The organism is Mesorhizobium sp. M1027 (assembly GCF_040318745.1).
Classification (GTDB): Bacteria; Pseudomonadota; Alphaproteobacteria; order Rhizobiales; family Rhizobiaceae; genus Mesorhizobium.
The window spans coordinates 133949-149645 of the sequence record NZ_JAMYMW010000006.1 but is presented as its reverse complement, the minus strand read 5'-3'; the positions used below and the strand labels follow the sequence as shown (position 1 = coordinate 149645).

Sequence of the window (15697 nt, the reverse complement as noted above, 5' to 3'; positions counted from 1 at the left end):
GGATCGGCTTCAGAGGTCGCCGGCGAGATAGCGCGTCAGTGTCGCGCGCGCGCCGTCCGCCCACAGCGATTTGAGCGCATGGGCGAACGCTTCGGCGAAGGGCGGCGAGCGGCCGACATCGCCATAGATGTCCTCCATGGCAAGCCAGGCGCCAGGCATGTCCCTGGCCGCCTTGGCCGTCGCCTGCAACCGGCCCCAGTTAGGGTCGTTGGGCTCGGTGACGGCACCGGAATCCGTCGTGCCGAAGCAGTAGCGACACCAGAGCGCAGATTCCAGCGCCAGGCCGGTGACGCTTTTGCCAGCCTTCAGCCGGTCGGCGATCGTCGGAATGATGAATTTCGGCTGGCGGTTGGAGCCGTCGAGGCAAAGCCGGCGTATGGTGTCGCCGATCTTCGGATTGGAGAAGCGGTGCTCGATGAGCTGGTAGTAATCTTCGAGGTCGGTGTCCGGAACCGGCGGCACGGTCGGGATGATCTCATTATGCTCGAGCTTGTCGAGGAAGCCGCGTACCAGCGGCTCATGCATCGCCTCATGGACGAAATGGATGTCCATCAGCCCGGCCGGATAGGCGATGGTCGCATGGCCGCCATTGAGGATGCGGATCTTCATCAGCTCATAGGGCGCGACGTCGCTGACGAACTGCACGCCGACCTTTTCCAGCGGCGGCCGGCCGTCGGTGAAACGGTCCTCCAGCACCCATTGCTTAAACGGTTCGCAAAACACCGGCCAATTGTCGTCGAGGCCGAACTCGCTGGCGAGAATGCCGCGCTCGCGGTCGGTGGTGGCCGGCGTGATGCGATCGACCATGCCATTGGGAAAGGCAACCTTCTCGCTCACCCAGTTTGCCAAACCTTCGTCGATCAGCCGCGCAAGGCCGATGACGCCATCTGAGGTGACATGGCCGTTATGGGGGATGTTGTCGCAGGACATGACGGTGAAGGGCACGATACCGTCGGCGCGGCGGCGTAGCAGCCCGGCGAGGATGAGGCCGAAGACGGTCTTCGGCGTCGCCCCCGGCTCAGCGTCGGCAACGATGTCGGGATGTGTCGGATTGAAGACGCCAGAAGCCGGATCGATGAAATAGCCGCCCTCGGTGATAGTCAGGGAAACGATCTTGATCGCCGGATCGGCAAGCCGCTCGACAATTGCGATCGCGTCGCCAGGCACCAGGAAGTCGATCATGACGCCGGTGACGCGCGCGCTCATATGGCCGCTGTCCTGCTCGACCACGGTGGTCAGCCAGTCCTGCTCCTGCAGCTTGCCGCGGCCGACCTTCTCGCCCTCGAAGACGCCGGCGCCGACGATAGCCCAGTCGTGGCCAACGCCCGAGTTGAACAGGTCGTCGAGGTAGACGGCCTGGTGCGAGCGATGGAAATTGCCGACGCCGAAATGCACGATGCCGGCCTTGAGCGCGGCGCGATCGTATTTCGGGCCGGCGACCTTGGGCGGCAGCTTGGCTAGGATGGAAGAAGAGAGTTTCACGGTCATCTGCTTTACCCTTTAGCGGGACGGCTCTTCCCCCCGTGGAGGAGACGGGGAGAAGAGCGCCTTCGCCCCCCTCAACTCATCCACTGGCCGCCATCGACATTGTAGGTCTGGGCGACGATGTATCCGGCCTCATTGCTGGCCAGGAACACCGCCATGCCGGTGAGGTCTTGCGCCGTGCCCATGCGGCCATAAGGCACGGCTTCGCCGACCAGTCTCTTCTTCTCGCCCCTCGGCCGGTTCTCGAACTTGGCGAACAAGGCATCGACATGATCCCAGTGCTCGCCGTCAACGACCCCCGGTGCTATCGCGTTGACATTGATGCCGTGTTTGATCAGGTCGAGCCCTGCCGACTGGGTGAGCGAGATGACCGCCGCCTTGGTGGCGCAGTAGACGGCGACCAGCGCCTCGCCGCGGCGCCCGGCTTGGCTTGCCATGTTGATGATCTTGCCGCCCTTGCCGCGGGCAATCATAGAACGGGCGGCGGCCTGCAACGTAAACAGCGTGCCGGCGACGTTGACCGAAAACAATTTGTCGTAGCTTGTCTTGGTGATCTCGACGATCGGCGCCAGGTCGAACAGGGCGGCGTTGTTGATCAAGATATCGAGGCTGCCGGCCCTGGTTTCGACCGCCTTGACGGCCGCATCGATCGACGCGAGATCGGTGACGTCCAGCATCACCGCGTAGGCGTTGCCGCCGATTTCGGAAGCCGTCTTCTCGGCAGCCTCGAGATTGATGTCGCCGATGGCGACCGTCGCTCCCTCCCGCATGTAGGCTTCGGCGAACGCCCTGCCGATGCCGCGCGCCGATCCGGTGATCAGCGCCGATTTACCCCGGAGCCTCATTGCAGCATCGCCTTCCCATCGGTGCCGAAACGATGCAGCTTGGCCTTGTCCGGCGTCAGATAGATCGTGTCGCCGTGATGGGCGGCCAATTCGCCGTCGGCACGCACCGTCAGCTGCCCGACGCCATCCGCCTGGACGTGCAAAAACGTGTCGGAGCCGAGATGCTCGGCAACGCCGACCGTCGCCTTCCAGTCGCCTGACGCCTTCGAAATGTTCATATGCTCCGGGCGGATGCCGACTGTCTTGGCGCCATATTTGGCGGCCGGCGCGCCTTCGATCAGGTTCATCTTCGGCGAACCTATGAAGCCGGCAACGAACAGGTTCTTCGGCGTCTTGTAGAGCTCCATCGGCGAGCCGACCTGCTCGATATTGCCGGCATTGAGCACGACGATCTTGTCGGCCATGGTCATCGCCTCGATCTGGTCGTGGGTGACGTAGACCATGGTGGTCTGGAGCTGGTGGTGCAGTTCACTGATTTCCAGCCGCATGGTGCCGCGCAGCGCCGCGTCGAGATTGGACAACGGTTCGTCGAACAGGAAGGCCGATGGCTGGCGGACGATGGCGCGGCCGATGGCGACACGCTGCCGCTGGCCGCCGGAGAGCTGGCCGGGGCGGCGGTCGAGGTAGTTGGTGAGGTTCAGGATCCGCGCGGCGTCCTTCACCTTCTTGTCGATGGTTGCCTGGTCCTCGCCCGCCATCTTCAGCGGGAAGGCGATGTTCTTGGCCACCGTCATGTGCGGGTAGAGCGCATAGGACTGGAACACCATGGCCAGCTTACGCTTGGCCGGCGCCTCCCCGGTGACGTCGCGGCCATCGATGATGATGGTGCCGCCGCTGGTATCCTCCAGACCGGCGATCAGACGCAACAGGGTGGATTTGCCGCAGCCCGACGGACCGACGAAGACGACGAACTCTCCGTCCTCGATGACCAGATCAAGGCCGGGGATGATGGACGTCGCCCCGAAGGATTTGGAGACGTTCTTGAGCGTGATGTTTCCCATGGTTTCCTCCCCCGAAGGGCTATCCTTTTCGTTTTGCGTCAGGCGATGCCCGCTACTTTACCGCACCGAATGTCAGGCCTCGGACCAGCTGCTTCTGGCTGAACCAGCCCATGATCAGGATCGGCGCGATCGCCAGCGTCGAGGCGGCCGAAAGCTTGGCCCAGAACAGCCCCTGCGGACTGGAGAAGGAGCTGATGAAAGCGGTAAGCGGCGCTGCCTCGGTGGTGGTCAGCCGGATCGTCCAGAACGCCTCGTTCCAGGCGAGAATGATGTTAAGCAGCATGGTCGAGGCGATGCCGGGCACCGCCATCGGTGTCAGCACGTAGATTATCTCGTTCCACAGCGATGCGCCGTCCATGCGCGCCGCTTCCAGGATCTCGCCAGGGATCTCGCGAAAATAGGTGTAGAGCATCCAGACCACGATCGGCAGGTTGATCAGCATCAGCATGACCATCAGGCCGATGCGGCTGTCGAGCAATCCGGTGTCGCGGAAGATCAGATAGATCGGAAACAGCACCGCGACGGCCGGCATCATCTTGGTGGAAAGCATCCACATCAGAATGTCCTTGGTGCGTTTGCCCGGCGAAAACGCCATCGACCATGCCGCCGGTATGGCGACGAGCAGAGCCAGGACGGTCGAGCCGACCGAGAGGAACACCGAGTTGAGGAAGAATTTGAAATAGCCGTTCTGCGCCTGGACCTCGGAATAGCTCTCCATGGTTCCCGACGGGAACAGGTTGAAGCCCTGGATGGCCTCCTGCTCCGACTTGAACGAGGTGATGATCGTATAGAGGATCGGGAAGAAGATCAGCAGGGCGACGATCCAGGCGGCCGCAGTCGCAATCGTCTTGTGCCGGGTGGTGACTGCACGTGCCATCTTATCCTCCCTTATTTGTCCAGGTTCTTGCCGACGGCGCGCATGGCGAAGAAGGCGACGATGTTGGCGAGAATGACTGCGATGATGCCGCCGGCGGACGCCTGGCCGATTTTGAACTCCAGCAAGGCCTTCTGGTAGACGAGGAAGGGCAGGTTGGTGGAGGCATAACCCGGGCCGCCATTGGTGGTGACCAGGATCTCGGCATAGACCGACAGCAGGAAGATCGTCTGGATCAGGATGACGACGGTTATGGCGCGCGACATATGCGGCAGCGTCAAATAGATGAAGCGGCTGATGAAGCCGGCGCCGTCCATTTCGGCGGCTTCCTTCTGCTCGCCGTCGAGCGATTGGAGCGCGGTCAACAGGATCAGCGTCGCAAACGGCAGCCACTGCCAGGCGACGATGATGATGATCGCCAGGAGCGGGTGCTGCCCGAACCAGTCGATCGGCTGCCCGCCGAAGAAGCGCGCAATATCGGCGAAGACGCCGTATTGCGGATGCATGATCATGTTCTTCCAGACAAGTGCCGCCACCGGCGGCATGACGAAGAACGGCGAGATGACGAGGATGCGGACGATGCCTTGTCCCCACATCGGCTGGTCGAGCAGAAGGGCCAGCAGGATGCCGCCGATCACCGTGATCAAAAGCACGCTGACGACGATGGTGAGCGTGTTGAGGATCGACTGCAGGAATGCCGGGTTGGAATAGAACAGCGCGTAGTTCGAAAACCCGACGAAGCCGTCGCGCATCGGATTGAGTGGGTTGTACTGCTGGAAGGAGAACCACAGCGTGAATGCCAGCGGCACAATCATCCAAACCAGCAGCAGCACCACGGATGGCGCCATCATGAAGCGGGCAAGCGAACGGGTCTGCTGAGTAGCCATGACGGTCACCCTTCGAGGTCGGCCAAGTTTTTCAGCGGCGTAAAGTTGGCCGCCCGAACTGGGATTCGGGCGGCCCGTGCCGGCTGCCATGGGCAACCGGCACCGGGAGGCGCCTTATTTGATGTACCCGCCCTCGGTCATCGTCGCGGTGGCGGCGTCCTGTGCCTGCTTCAAGGCGTCGTCGACGCTCGTCTGGCCGGCAAGGGCCGCCGAGAAGAGCTGGCCGACAGTGGTGCCAAGGCCCTGGAACTCAGGAATGGCGACGAACTGGACGCCGACATAAGGCACCGGCTTGACGGTCGGGTGCGTCGGATCGGCGGCGTTGATGGAATCCAGCGTCATTTTCGCGAAAGGCGCCGCCTTCTGGTACTCCGGGTTGTTGTAGAGCGAGGTGCGCGTTCCGGGCGGAACGTTGGCCCAGCCTTCCTTTGAAGCGACCAGTTCGAGATAGTGCTTCGAAGTCGCCCAGGAAACGAACTTTTGAGCGGCGTCGGCCTTCTGGGTGCCGGCGGGGATGGCCAGCGACCAGGCCCACAGCCAATTGCCGCGCTTGCCGAGGCCATTGTCCGGCGCCAGCGCATAGCCGACCTTGTCGGCGACGGTCGAGTTCTTCGGGTCGGAGACGAAGGACGCAGCGACGGTAGCGTCGATCCACATGCCGCATTTGCCCTGCTGGAACAGCGCCAGGTTTTCGTTGAAGCCGTTGGACGACGCGCCCTCGGGGCCGTCGGCCTTCATCAGGTCGACATAGAACTGCAGCGTGTTCTTCCATTCGGGCTGGTCGAATTGCGGCTTCCAGTTCTCGTCGAACCAGCGCGCGCCGAAGGAGTTCGACATGGCGGTCAGGAAGGCCATGTTCTCGCCCCAGCCGGCCTTGCCGCGCAGGCAGACGCCGTTCACGCCGTTGGCGCGGTCGGTCATCTTGTCGGCGGCCTGCTTGATGAAGTCCCAGGTCGGTGCATCGGGCATCTTGAGCCCGGCCTTGTCCATCAGGTCCTTGCGGTACATGACGAAGGAGCTTTCGCCATAAAACGGCGCTGCGTAGAGCTTGCCGTCGACCGACAGGCCGCCGGCTATGGCCGGGATGATGTCCTTGACGTCATAATCGTCGCCGAGCTTGTCGAGCGGCAAAAGCCAGTTCTGCTTGGCCCAGATCGGCACCTCATAGGTGCCGATGGTCATCACGTCGTACTGGCCACCCTTGGTGGCGATGTCGGTGGTGACGCGCTCGCGCAGGACGTTTTCCTCGAGCGTGACCCACTGTAGCTGAATGTCGGGATTTTTGGCGGTGAAGTCGTCGGTCAGCTTCTGCATGCGGACCATGTCGCCATTGTTGACCGTGGCGATGGTGATGGATTCGGCATGCGCGGCGAAAGCGAGGGCGCTGGCCGAGAACAGGCCTAGGGTGAACGTGCGAAGTTTCATCAAAATTCCTCCCATAAACCAAGATGAGCATTTGCCTTTGCTGTGGGCAATTACTCACCTGCGATGAATTCTGTCAAGACGGATTCGTTGCTGCAGCGCAGCACGCCGGGTCTCGTGCGGCGACAAGCTGGGACGTTTGCGGCATGTCTGACGAAAGATTTCAGCCGGGCTGATTGGCCCGGAGCTTTGCTGTCGGGCTTGCTGGGATTCAGCCTATTGGCAAGCGATCTCGCTCAGGATCCAATCGCGGAAGGCGCGGATCTTCGGCACGTTGCGCCGCGCCGTCGGATAGACCAACCAATAGGCGTGGCCGTCGTCACCGACCAGATCAAAGGGCTGGATCAGGCGGCCGTCGGCAAGTTCGGCCTTGAACAGAGCCTTGGTGACGATCGCCACGCCGTGGCCGGCAATCGCGGCATTGGCCTCATAGGCCTGCGCGCCCATGCTGGTGCCGGGGCGCTTGGCCAGTTCCTCGACCGGCAGGCCGGCGGCGGCAAACCAGTCCCGCCACCAGATGTCGCCCGGGTCGAGGATCGGCAGCCGCAGCAGGTCGGCCGGCTCCTTGACGCCGCCGATGCTTGCCGCGAGCTTTGGACTAAGGACCGGCGTGAAATCGGCCCTGAAAAGCATATGGGTCTCGACGCCCGGCCAGTTGCCGCCGCCGGAGCGGATGGCAATGTCGACATCCTCTCTGGCAAAGTCGACAACCCTGTTCGAAGTATCGACGCGCACCGCCAGCGACGGATGCGCTACCTGGAACGAACCGAGATGCTGGGCCAGCCAATTGGAGGCAAAGGTCAGCAGCGTCGAAACGCAAAGCACGCCGTCGGCGCCGGTGCGCGCGGCGGCATAGGCGCCGCTCAACAGCGCGAATGCTTCGCTGACCGCGGGCGCCAGGCGTTGGCCGGGTTCGGTCAGCACGATCTGTTTTGGCTGGCGCAGGAACAGGGGCGCACCGACGCGCTCCTCTAGAAGCTTGATCTGATAGCTTGCCGCCGCCTGCGTCATGCCAAGCTCCTGGGCGGCCTTGGTGAACGAGAGATGCCGCGCCACCGCTTCGAATACCCGGATCGCCTGAAGCGGAGGAAGCTGCGAAACCAGCTGTCGTGAATTGAGCTCCGGCATAAGCCCTCCTTATGGGCAGTGATCGACGTTTGATTGGCGGCACCGGCCGGGCCTACCGATATTCCGTATTGTAGATCAACTACGCCTAGAGATAGCGAAGGCTGACGATCATGACCACAATACAGGAAAAGCTGCTTCTTGCTCCAGCCCATGGCTGGTTTTCACGGTTGGCGCGGGGATTGGCAAGGCACGCGGCGCGGAAACGGGCCTATCTCGACGTCCGGGAGCTGCCGCCGCATCTGCAGCGCGACATGGGCTTTCTCGACGGCAACGATCCATGCGGCCGGCACCAGTAGTGGCGCTCGTTTTATCGGGGATTCAGATACGTTTCGATTTCACATGATCGTTTCCGACCGCCAGCGGCTCGGAGATCATGCGCCCGCTAGCAAGGCGGCGGCGGTCCGCTCATCGGTGATCAGGCCGTTGACCAGCCGCCGGTTGACGGCGGCGAAGATGCCCGGCAGCTTGCGGTCGCCCATCGCAAGCGCGATCACTAGCGACTTTTCGCGCGACGGCAGCGGTGCCGACGACACCCGATCATTGGTAATACCCTCGATCATGCGGCCATCACGATCGAACACCCAGCCGACGATCTCGGCGACGCCGCCGGCCTTCTGCAACGCCTTTAATTCACCCTCCGAAATGAAGCCGTCCTCGTAAAGCGGCGCCTTCGGGCCGAGATCGCCTATGCCGACAAAGGTGACGTCGGCCTCAGCCGCAAGCGCCAGCGTCGGCTGGATCATCGGCTGGCTCAGCAGCATCTCGCGCTCCTCCGGCGAGGAGGCGATGACCGGCAAAGGCATCGGAAACGAGCGCGCTTTGACCCTGTCGGCCATGGTGAAGATGACGTTGTAGAAGGCGGCCGAGCCGTCCGGCGAGATGTTGCCGGTCAGCGACACCACTTTGTGCTGCGGGCATTCCATCGGCGGCAGTTGCTCGATCGCGGCCTTCAGCGTGCGGCCGGTGCCGATCGCCATGACGATCGGCGTCGGCGACCGCAGCCGCCGTTCGATCTCGGCCGCCGCCGCCTCGGCGACGCCGATGACGGTGGAGGAAGAAGAAGGGTCGCTGGGCACCACCTCGACCAGATCAAGCGCAAAGCGCGATTTCAGCCGTGCCGCAAGGTCGAGGCAATTGGCGATCGGATGGTCGACGCGCACCTTGATCAATCCTTCGGAGACTGCGAGCGACACCAGCCGCTGCGCCGTCTGGCGGGAGATGCCAAGCGTGGCGGCGATCTGGTCCTGGGTGTTGCCGGCAACGTAATAAAGCCAGCCGGCGCGCGCCGCATCGTCCAGCCTGTTGCCGCCGCTATCCTGCCGCGAATTCAAGTTCCTGCCTCCCAACCCCGCCGGGCATAAGAGGCGGAGCGCCGTAGTTTCGCAGGGAATGAACTTGCGCGCAATTGCCTATTGCAAGAGCAATTGCTTAGCGCTGAGACTTGGGTGTTTGGAGCGAAGTGGCGAGTCGACCCAGTCTCGTTGCAACAGCAAGGCTGTGGAGGTCGCACAATCTCGGTCCAAAGCGCGTCGCGTTCAATCGGCCTTATGCGATGCGCTTTAGATTCTTGCTTTCTATGCATGTCCGTATCGTAAAACCGCTGCACACTTTTGCGCGACATGCATTAGCGGGGACGCCGCGGTTTATCTCCTGCGCCAAACGCTTTAAGGGATTTTTGAGAATGGAGCCTTGCATGACGCCGAAAGCGGTTTTCTGGGATATGGACGGCACGCTGGTCGACAGCGAGCCGCTGCACGAAGCGGCGCTGATCGCAGCGCTGCACAGTGTCGGCATCGTACCGCCGGCCGACCTGCATGACCGCGTGCTCGGCATCGCCGCATGGCCGGTCTACGAAATGCTGCGCGACGAGTTCGGCCTCGACCTGCCTTTCGACGACTGGATCGTGCGCAAATACGATCACTATCTGCCGATGGCCGAAACGCTGACGCCGCGCAGAGGCGCGATCGAAATCTTCAACGAGCTGCGCGCGCTTGGCATACCGCAAGCGGTGGTCTCCAACTCGGACAGGCTGATCGTCGATGCCAATCTGCGCGCCGTCGGCCTCGTCTATCCCGGCATGAAGACGGTCAGCCGGAACGACGTGCGTGAAGGCAAGCCGCATGCCGAACCTTTCCTGCGCGCCGCCTGGCTGGCCGACGTCGATCCCGCCGAGGCCGTGGCGGTCGACGACAGCGTGACCGGCGCCGCGGCGGGGCTGGCAGCGGGAATGAAGACGATCTTCTGGCCAGAGGTGCCTATGGAGGGGCCGCCGGGGGCGATTGTCATCAACAGCGCCGATGAATTGCGAGCCGAACTCGGGCTTTAAGCCAAGCCCGGCGGGACCGCGCTCAACTCCGGTAGGCGGGTTCCTGCTCGTCGAGGATCGCCTTCAGTTCGGCAAGGTGGCGTTCGGCCTGGCCGGGATAGTCTTCCTGTTCCCTTGCCGCCTTTTCGGCGATCTCGTCCGACAGTACCCGCAGCGGCCGGCCGGTCCACAGCGCCTTGATATAGGTTTCGGCGGCGCGCTCGAAATAGAACATGCGGTTGAAGGTGTCGGCGACGCTGTCGCCGATGACCAGCACGCCATGGTTGCCCATCACCATCACCTTGACCTTCGGGTCGACAAGAAGCTGCGAGCAGCGCTCGCCCTCTTCCTCGAAGGCCAGCCCGCCATAATGAGCGTCAACGACATGGCGGTTGAAGAAGATTGCCGAGTTCTGGTCGACCGGCGGAAGCGTCGAGTCGGCGAGCGAGGCAAGCACGGTGGCGTGGATCGAGTGGACATGCATGACGCAGCGCGCATGACGCACGTTGCGATGAATGGCACCATGCAGGCCCCACGCCGTCGGATCGGGCGCATTCGGGCCGACCAGCGTGTCGGGATCGTTGGCGTCGATCAGAAGCAGATCGCTCGCCTTGATGCGCGAGAAATGCACCTGGTTGGGATTCATCAGGAATTGCGAACCATCGTCGCTGACGGCCAGTGAGAAATGATTGGCCACCGCCTCGTGCATGTTGAGCCGCGCCGTCCAGCGGAAGGCGCAAGCGAGGTCGACGCGCTCCTCATAGAACGGCAGGTTGGTCAGCACTTCCTTCTGCAGGCGCGTGATGCTCATCGTAAACCTCCGTGAAAGAAGCAAGGATGCCGCGCGGCTGGAACACGCGCAACCGGTTTCGTTTGGTACAGGCGAGCGCCGCTATGCCGCCGTGCTGGTGGCCGCGCCGACCCGAAGCCCGCCATTCTCGACGATGAAATCGATCACCTCCTGCAGCCCCTTGCCGCGCGACAGGTCGGTGAAGCCGAACGGCCGCTTGCCGCGCATGCGGGCAGCGTCGCGTTCCATGATGTCGAGATTGACGTTCACATAGGGCGCAAGGTCGCTCTTGTTGATGACCAGGAAATCGGACCGGGTGATCGCCGGTCCGCCCTTCCTCGGGATCTCCTCGCCCTGGCAAACCGAGATGACGTAGAGCGTCAGGTCGGCAAGGTCCGGCGAGAAGGTGGCGGCGAGATTGTCGCCGCCCGATTCGATGAAGACGATGTCGAGATCGGGGAATTTTCTGGTCATCTCGGCGATCGCCTGCAGATTGATCGAGGCGTCCTCGCGGATGGCGGTGTGCGGACAGCCGCCGGTCTCGACGCCGACGATGCGATCCTCGGGCAGGGCCTGCAACCTGGCCAGCATCATGGCGTCTTCCTTGGTGTAGATGTCGTTGGTGACGACGGCAATCGAAAACTCGTCACGCAGTGCCTTGCAGAGCTTTTCGGTAAGCGTCGTCTTGCCCGAGCCGACCGGGCCGCCAATGCCGATGCGAAGAGGACCATTGGGCGATATCATGCGGGGAACTCCGTGACGGCAAGAATGGCGAAGCCAAGCCCGATCAGCAGGCACAGCGGCGAATAATAACGCAGATCGAGCCGCGCGAAAGGCTGTTCGGGCGTTAGCCGGCGCCACCACGGCGTGAAGCCGGCAATGCCGCGCGCCAGGAAAACCAGCGCGATGAGCAGCGACGTGGCGGCAAGCCCGGCCTTGGGAAAGGGCGTAGCAAAGATGCCCTCGAGCGCCATCGGCCACAGTGTCGCCAGGCCAAGGCAGGCGGCAGCGGCGAAGCTGGCGAAGGGTGCCGGCATTTCGTCGACGCCATGAAAGCCAATGACGGCGCGGGCGCAGGAGGCGACATCCCTGCCCGGCCAGATGCCGCCAATGCCCCAATAGACATGCAACGCGGTGATCAGCAGCAGGACGAGCGAGAGGGCGAAAGCGAGGACGATCATGAGCGGAACAGTCGCGAATACTGGGTCTCGTGCTTCATCGCCGTGATGTCGGAGATAAAAGCGCAGCCGCCGAGATCATCGAGGGTCGAGCCGGCAGCGCGGGCTGCGGTCGCCAAGGCTAGTGGCTCGAAGCCGGCGAGCAGCGCGGTGGCGCCGGTCTGGCCGACGACGCCGAGCCGGATCGCGGCCTGAACGAGGTTTGAGAAGAAGGCCTGCAGGAAGGCGGCCAGGGCGTCCCGCAGCGAAATGCCGTGATCGCCGGCAACAGCGCCGACGGCAACGCAATAGGCACATTCGGTCGGCAGGCGATCCAGCACCTGGCACGGCCAGGCGGAGGCTGCTTTCAGGAAAGCGGCGCCCTGCAGCATCGTCTCGGCATGACGCTCGCGCGAGCCTGCCAGAGCTTCGGCAAGGGTGACGATTTGATCGAGATCGCCGGTTTCGCGCGCCCTGCGCCAGCTTTGGGCAAACAGCACCGCATCATTCCAGCCCGAACCCATCTCGACGAGCGTTTCCAGCCACGCGGCGAGATCTTTGCTGTCGGCAACCAGCCCGGCATGCACGGCCTGTTCCAGGCCATGGCTGTAGGAAAAGCCGCCGACCGGGAAGGAAGGCGACACCCACGCCATCAGCCGCAACAAAGCAATGTTGGAAGGCTGGGCAACGCTGGAAGGCCGGTCAGTCATGGTCGTGGTCGTGCGAATGGCTGTGGGAATGCGAATCGCTATGGCTATGGGAATGCGCTTCGGCGTGGCTGTGCGCGTGTGCCTCGGCATGGGCATGGCCGTGCCCGCCATGCGCGGAATAGGCGCCGCGCACCGGCTTGAATGGTTCGGAGACGTCGCTCACGATGGCGCCCAATCCCTCCAGCATCGCCTTGATGACATGGTCGCGCAGGATGAGGATGCGGTTAGCCTCGATGGCGGCGGCGAGATGGCGGTTGCCGATGTGCCAGGCGAGCTCGGCGAGATGGATCGGGTCGCTGCCCCTGATATCGTAGAGCGGCTCTTCGGCCGCGATGATCTCGATGTGGCAGCCATCCTCCAGCACCAGCCGGTCACCATGGTTCAACGTCACCGGTTCGGGCAGGTCGACCAGCACCTTGTCGCTACCGGCCGTTTCGATGGCACGACGGCGCAGATGCCGCTCGTCATGGGCAAGCACCGCCCGGTCGTATGGCGTGGTGGTTCCGGCTTCGCCTGCGGCCAGGACGGCGACGGCGCGCGGGAATTTGGTGAAGTCGGTGCGAATATCGAGCTTCATGTAAAAACTGCCTCTCCCAAAAGCCTAGCCTATCGCGTCCGCCGCCCCAATGGCGCTCAAACAATCGTGTCGAAGAGCCGCAGGATAAACCATACCTGATAGACGAGCGCGCCGGCGACAAAGGCGATGTGAAAGCGGCGGTCGCGCAGCAGGACCGCAATGACGCAAAGCGCGACGAAAACCGGCGTGCGGATCAGATATTCGACGCCGAAATGGGCGAAATGCGCCGGCCCTTTCAGCAGCGTGTCGACCACGTCGAGCAGATAGGTCGCCGCCAGCAGGCCGAAGAACCAGGCCCGGCGCGAATAAAAGAAATCCTCATAGCTAGTGTAGTCCAGCATCGAGTCCGGAAACAGCAGCGCGCAGAGCAGGAACAGCGTGACGGCGTAGAAGATGATGAACAGGTATTTGCCGAAGGTCCAATTCTCGATCTGGAAGAGGCCGAACTCCCACCACCAGAAATGCACCAGCATTAAAAGCACCGACGCAACCCAGGCGAGGTGCACGGGATAGAGCCGGTACTGGCCGGGATGCTGGACGATGCGGGCGAGCCCCGACAGCAGGCGGGTGACGCCAAGCCCAATCACCATGCCCAGGACAATGCGGATATGCGGGAAGATGTCGTGGGCGTAGGGGAGTTGCTGGTCCATAGGCCTGGCGCGGCATGTTCTACATCGGTCGTTCTAACGCCTATGGTTCAGAACAGGAAGTAGCGCTGCGCCATCGGCAGCACGGTTGCCGGCTCGCAGGTGAGCAATTCACCGTCGGCGCGGACCTCATAGGTCTCCGGGTCGACCTCGACATGCGGCGTGGCGTCGTTGAGCACCATCGAATGCTTGCCGATGCCGCCGCGGGTGTTCTCGACCGCCACCATCTGCTTGTCGACGCCGAGCCTGCCGCGCAGGCCCGAATCCAGCGCGGCCTTCGAAACGAAGGTCACCGACGAATTGGTCATCGCCTTGCCGTAGGCGCCGAACATCGGCCGATAGTGCATCGGCTGCGGCGTCGGAATCGAGGCGTTGGGATCGCCCATCGGGGCGGCGGCGATCATGCCGCCGATCAGCACCATGTCCGGCTTGACGCCGAAGAAGGCCGGGTTCCACAGCACAAGGTCGGCGCGTTTTCCCACCGCCACCGAGCCGATGTCCTTCGACAGGCCATGCGCGATGGCCGGATTGATGGTGTATTTGGCGATGTAGCGGCGGACCCGGAAATTGTCGTTGTTGCCGGTCTCCTGCGGCAGCGAACCACGCTGGCGCTTCATCTTGTCGGCGGTCTGCCAGCAGCGGATCGCCACTTCGCCGACACGGCCCATGGCCTGGCTGTCCGACGAGATGATCGAGAAGGCGCCGATGTCGTGCAGAATGTCTTCGGCGGCGATGGTTTCCTTGCGGATGCGGCTTTCGGCAAAGGCGATGTCTTCGGGGATCGACGGCGACAGATGGTGACAGACCATCAGCATGTCGAGGTGCTCGGCCAGCGTGTTGACCGTGTAGGGACGCGTCGGATTGGTCGAGGACGGAATGACGTTGGGCAGACCGCAGACCTTGATGATGTCAGGCGCGTGGCCGCCGCCGGCGCCTTCGGTGTGGAAGGCATGGATGGTGCGGCCCTTGATCGCCGCGACCGTGTTTTCGACGAAGCCGGACTCGTTCAGCGTGTCGGTGTGGATCATCACCTGCACGTCGTAATCGTCGGCGACCGACAGGCAGCAGTCGATTGCAGCCGGTGTCGTGCCCCAGTCCTCATGCAGCTTCAGCGAGCAGGCGCCGGCGAGCACCATCTCCTCGAGCGCGGCAGGCAGCGACGCGTTGCCCTTGCCCGACAGGCCGATATTCATCGGGAAGGCGTCGAAAGACTGGATCATGCGCGCCAGATGCCACGGCCCCGGCGTGCAGGTGGTCGCCAGCGTGCCGTGCGCCGGGCCGGTGCCGCCGCCGAGCATGGTGGTGATGCCCGACATCAGCGCTTCCTCGATCTGCTGCGGGCAGATGAAGTGGATATGCGCGTCGAACCCGCCGGCGGTCAGGATCTTGCCTTCGCCGGCGATGATCTCGGTGCCGGGACCGATGATGATGGTGACGCCGCCTTGGGTATCCGGATTGCCGGCCTTGCCGATCGCGGCGATGCGGCCGTCCTTCAAGCCGATGTCGGCCTTGACGATACCGGCGGTGGCATCGACGACCAGCGCATTGGTGATGACGGTGTCGACCGCGCCTTGCGCGCGTGAAACCCGGCTCTGGCCCATGCCGTCGCGGATGACCTTGCCGCCGCCGAATTTCACCTCCTCGCCGTGAACGGTGAGATCCTTTTCGACCTCGATGAACAGCTCGGTGTCGGCGAGCCGGACTTTGTCGCCAACGGTCGGGCCGTACATCTGCGCATAGGCGGCGCGGGTGATTTTAGCCATCAGCAATTGCTCCCGAAATACAGCCCGAAAATACCGCTTGTCGAAGGCGGGCCCCACATTGCCGCCATCCTATGATCACGCAATGACCCGCTGAGCGACACTTTCC

At 63.1% G+C, this 15697-nt stretch carries 17 protein-coding genes; 2 read left to right on the top strand and 15 right to left on the bottom strand.

Translation table 11 applies throughout. The features are described 5' to 3' along the window. Positions 1–9 precede the first annotated feature (9 nt). From NKH50_RS13610 to gcvA, 7 genes are all read right to left on the bottom strand, one after another. Positions 10–1488 carry a mannitol dehydrogenase family protein gene (locus tag NKH50_RS13610; protein WP_352686362.1) on the bottom strand — a complete coding sequence of 493 codons (1479 nt, stop codon included), beginning with the start codon at positions 1486–1488 and terminating at the stop codon, positions 10–12. A gap of 71 nt (positions 1489–1559) precedes the next feature. Then, positions 1560–2330: an L-iditol 2-dehydrogenase gene (locus tag NKH50_RS13605; protein WP_352879326.1), complete on the bottom strand. Its 771-nt coding sequence runs from the start codon at positions 2328–2330 to the stop codon at positions 1560–1562. Then, complete coding sequence (locus NKH50_RS13600) at positions 2327–3331, bottom strand: ABC transporter ATP-binding protein (protein WP_352686356.1); 1005 nt, start codon at positions 3329–3331, stop codon at positions 2327–2329. Before NKH50_RS13600 ends, NKH50_RS13605 begins: the two co-directional genes overlap by 4 nt. Positions 3332–3383: 52 nt before the next feature. After that, complete coding sequence (locus NKH50_RS13595) at positions 3384–4208, bottom strand: carbohydrate ABC transporter permease (protein WP_352476993.1); 825 nt, start codon at positions 4206–4208, stop codon at positions 3384–3386. A gap of 11 nt (positions 4209–4219) precedes the next feature. Beyond that, entirely contained in the window at positions 4220–5092 is an 873-nt protein-coding gene (locus NKH50_RS13590) for a carbohydrate ABC transporter permease (RefSeq protein WP_031195183.1), read from the bottom strand. A gap of 114 nt (positions 5093–5206) precedes the next feature. Then, positions 5207–6517, bottom strand: a complete 1311-nt coding sequence (locus tag NKH50_RS13585) for an ABC transporter substrate-binding protein (protein WP_254815834.1) — start codon at positions 6515–6517, stop codon at positions 5207–5209. Between the two features lie 213 nt (positions 6518–6730). Beyond that, positions 6731–7642, bottom strand: coding sequence for a transcriptional regulator GcvA (gene gcvA / locus NKH50_RS13580; RefSeq protein WP_352879324.1), 912 nt, complete (start codon positions 7640–7642; stop codon positions 6731–6733). A 110-nt stretch (positions 7643–7752) separates the two neighbouring features. Here gcvA and NKH50_RS13575 point away from each other — a divergent pair, with 110 nt between their 5' ends. Then, on the top strand, positions 7753–7938 hold the full coding sequence (locus NKH50_RS13575; RefSeq protein WP_254815832.1) for a hypothetical protein: 186 nt from the start codon (positions 7753–7755) through the stop codon (positions 7936–7938). Positions 7939–8013: 75 nt separating this feature from the next. Here NKH50_RS13575 and NKH50_RS13570 read toward each other — a convergent pair whose 3' ends face one another. After that, positions 8014–8973, bottom strand: coding sequence for a sugar-binding transcriptional regulator (locus NKH50_RS13570; protein ID WP_023722533.1), 960 nt, complete (start codon positions 8971–8973; stop codon positions 8014–8016). Positions 8974–9335: 362 nt separating this feature from the next. Between NKH50_RS13570 and NKH50_RS13565 the strand changes: the two genes are divergently transcribed. Further along, positions 9336–9968, top strand: a complete 633-nt coding sequence (locus NKH50_RS13565) for an HAD family hydrolase (protein WP_352879321.1) — start codon at positions 9336–9338, stop codon at positions 9966–9968. A 22-nt stretch (positions 9969–9990) separates the two neighbouring features. Here NKH50_RS13565 and NKH50_RS13560 read toward each other — a convergent pair whose 3' ends face one another. The 7 genes from NKH50_RS13560 to ureC form a co-directional block, all read right to left on the bottom strand. Next, positions 9991–10758 carry a class II aldolase and adducin N-terminal domain-containing protein gene (locus NKH50_RS13560; RefSeq protein WP_352879319.1) on the bottom strand — a complete coding sequence of 256 codons (768 nt, stop codon included), beginning with the start codon at positions 10756–10758 and terminating at the stop codon, positions 9991–9993. Between the two features lie 81 nt (positions 10759–10839). Next, positions 10840–11481, bottom strand: coding sequence for an urease accessory protein UreG (gene ureG / locus NKH50_RS13555; protein ID WP_352820254.1), 642 nt, complete (start codon positions 11479–11481; stop codon positions 10840–10842). Then, positions 11478–11918 carry a DUF3995 domain-containing protein gene (locus tag NKH50_RS13550; RefSeq protein ID WP_352879317.1) on the bottom strand — a complete coding sequence of 147 codons (441 nt, stop codon included), beginning with the start codon at positions 11916–11918 and terminating at the stop codon, positions 11478–11480. Before NKH50_RS13550 ends, ureG begins: the two co-directional genes overlap by 4 nt. Beyond that, on the bottom strand, positions 11915–12604 hold the full coding sequence (locus tag NKH50_RS13545; RefSeq protein ID WP_352879315.1) for an urease accessory protein UreF: 690 nt from the start codon (positions 12602–12604) through the stop codon (positions 11915–11917). The genes NKH50_RS13550 and NKH50_RS13545 overlap by 4 nt, the downstream gene beginning before the upstream one ends. Beyond that, entirely contained in the window at positions 12597–13181 is a 585-nt protein-coding gene (locus NKH50_RS13540; protein WP_352879313.1) for an urease accessory protein UreE, read from the bottom strand. Before NKH50_RS13540 ends, NKH50_RS13545 begins: the two co-directional genes overlap by 8 nt. Positions 13182–13237: 56 nt before the next feature. Continuing rightward, positions 13238–13831, bottom strand: coding sequence for a hypothetical protein (locus NKH50_RS13535; RefSeq protein WP_352879311.1), 594 nt, complete (start codon positions 13829–13831; stop codon positions 13238–13240). A 47-nt stretch (positions 13832–13878) separates the two neighbouring features. Continuing rightward, the gene (ureC, locus tag NKH50_RS13530) at positions 13879–15591 is read right to left on the bottom strand and encodes an urease subunit alpha (RefSeq protein WP_502906862.1); all 1713 of its coding nucleotides are present in this window, start codon (positions 15589–15591) and stop codon (positions 13879–13881) included. Positions 15592–15697 lie beyond the last annotated feature (106 nt).

What these genes read in the sequence shown, in the direction of transcription:
- NKH50_RS13540 (WP_352879313.1), bottom strand. Translation starts at nt 13,181, where the DNA reads ATGAAGCTCGATATTCGCACCGACTTCACCAAATTCCCGCGCGCCGTC.
- NKH50_RS13545 (WP_352879315.1), bottom strand. Translation starts at nt 12,604, where the DNA reads ATGACTGACCGGCCTTCCAGCGTTGCCCAGCCTTCCAACATTGCTTTG.
- NKH50_RS13605 (WP_352879326.1), bottom strand. Translation starts at nt 2,330, where the DNA reads ATGAGGCTCCGGGGTAAATCGGCGCTGATCACCGGATCGGCGCGCGGC.
- NKH50_RS13585 (WP_254815834.1), bottom strand. Translation starts at nt 6,517, where the DNA reads ATGAAACTTCGCACGTTCACCCTAGGCCTGTTCTCGGCCAGCGCCCTC.
- NKH50_RS13565 (WP_352879321.1), top strand. Translation starts at nt 9,336, where the DNA reads ATGACGCCGAAAGCGGTTTTCTGGGATATGGACGGCACGCTGGTCGAC.
- NKH50_RS13560 (WP_352879319.1), bottom strand. Translation starts at nt 10,758, where the DNA reads ATGAGCATCACGCGCCTGCAGAAGGAAGTGCTGACCAACCTGCCGTTC.
- gcvA (WP_352879324.1), bottom strand. Translation starts at nt 7,642, where the DNA reads ATGCCGGAGCTCAATTCACGACAGCTGGTTTCGCAGCTTCCTCCGCTT.
- NKH50_RS13550 (WP_352879317.1), bottom strand. Translation starts at nt 11,918, where the DNA reads ATGATCGTCCTCGCTTTCGCCCTCTCGCTCGTCCTGCTGCTGATCACC.
- NKH50_RS13600 (WP_352686356.1), bottom strand. Translation starts at nt 3,331, where the DNA reads ATGGGAAACATCACGCTCAAGAACGTCTCCAAATCCTTCGGGGCGACG.
- NKH50_RS13610 (WP_352686362.1), bottom strand. Translation starts at nt 1,488, where the DNA reads ATGACCGTGAAACTCTCTTCTTCCATCCTAGCCAAGCTGCCGCCCAAG.
- ureG (WP_352820254.1), bottom strand. Translation starts at nt 11,481, where the DNA reads ATGATATCGCCCAATGGTCCTCTTCGCATCGGCATTGGCGGCCCGGTC.
- ureC (WP_502906862.1), bottom strand. Translation starts at nt 15,591, where the DNA reads ATGGCTAAAATCACCCGCGCCGCCTATGCGCAGATGTACGGCCCGACC.
- NKH50_RS13575 (WP_254815832.1), top strand. Translation starts at nt 7,753, where the DNA reads ATGACCACAATACAGGAAAAGCTGCTTCTTGCTCCAGCCCATGGCTGG.
- NKH50_RS13535 (WP_352879311.1), bottom strand. Translation starts at nt 13,831, where the DNA reads ATGGACCAGCAACTCCCCTACGCCCACGACATCTTCCCGCATATCCGC.
- NKH50_RS13590 (WP_031195183.1), bottom strand. Translation starts at nt 5,092, where the DNA reads ATGGCTACTCAGCAGACCCGTTCGCTTGCCCGCTTCATGATGGCGCCA.
- NKH50_RS13595 (WP_352476993.1), bottom strand. Translation starts at nt 4,208, where the DNA reads ATGGCACGTGCAGTCACCACCCGGCACAAGACGATTGCGACTGCGGCC.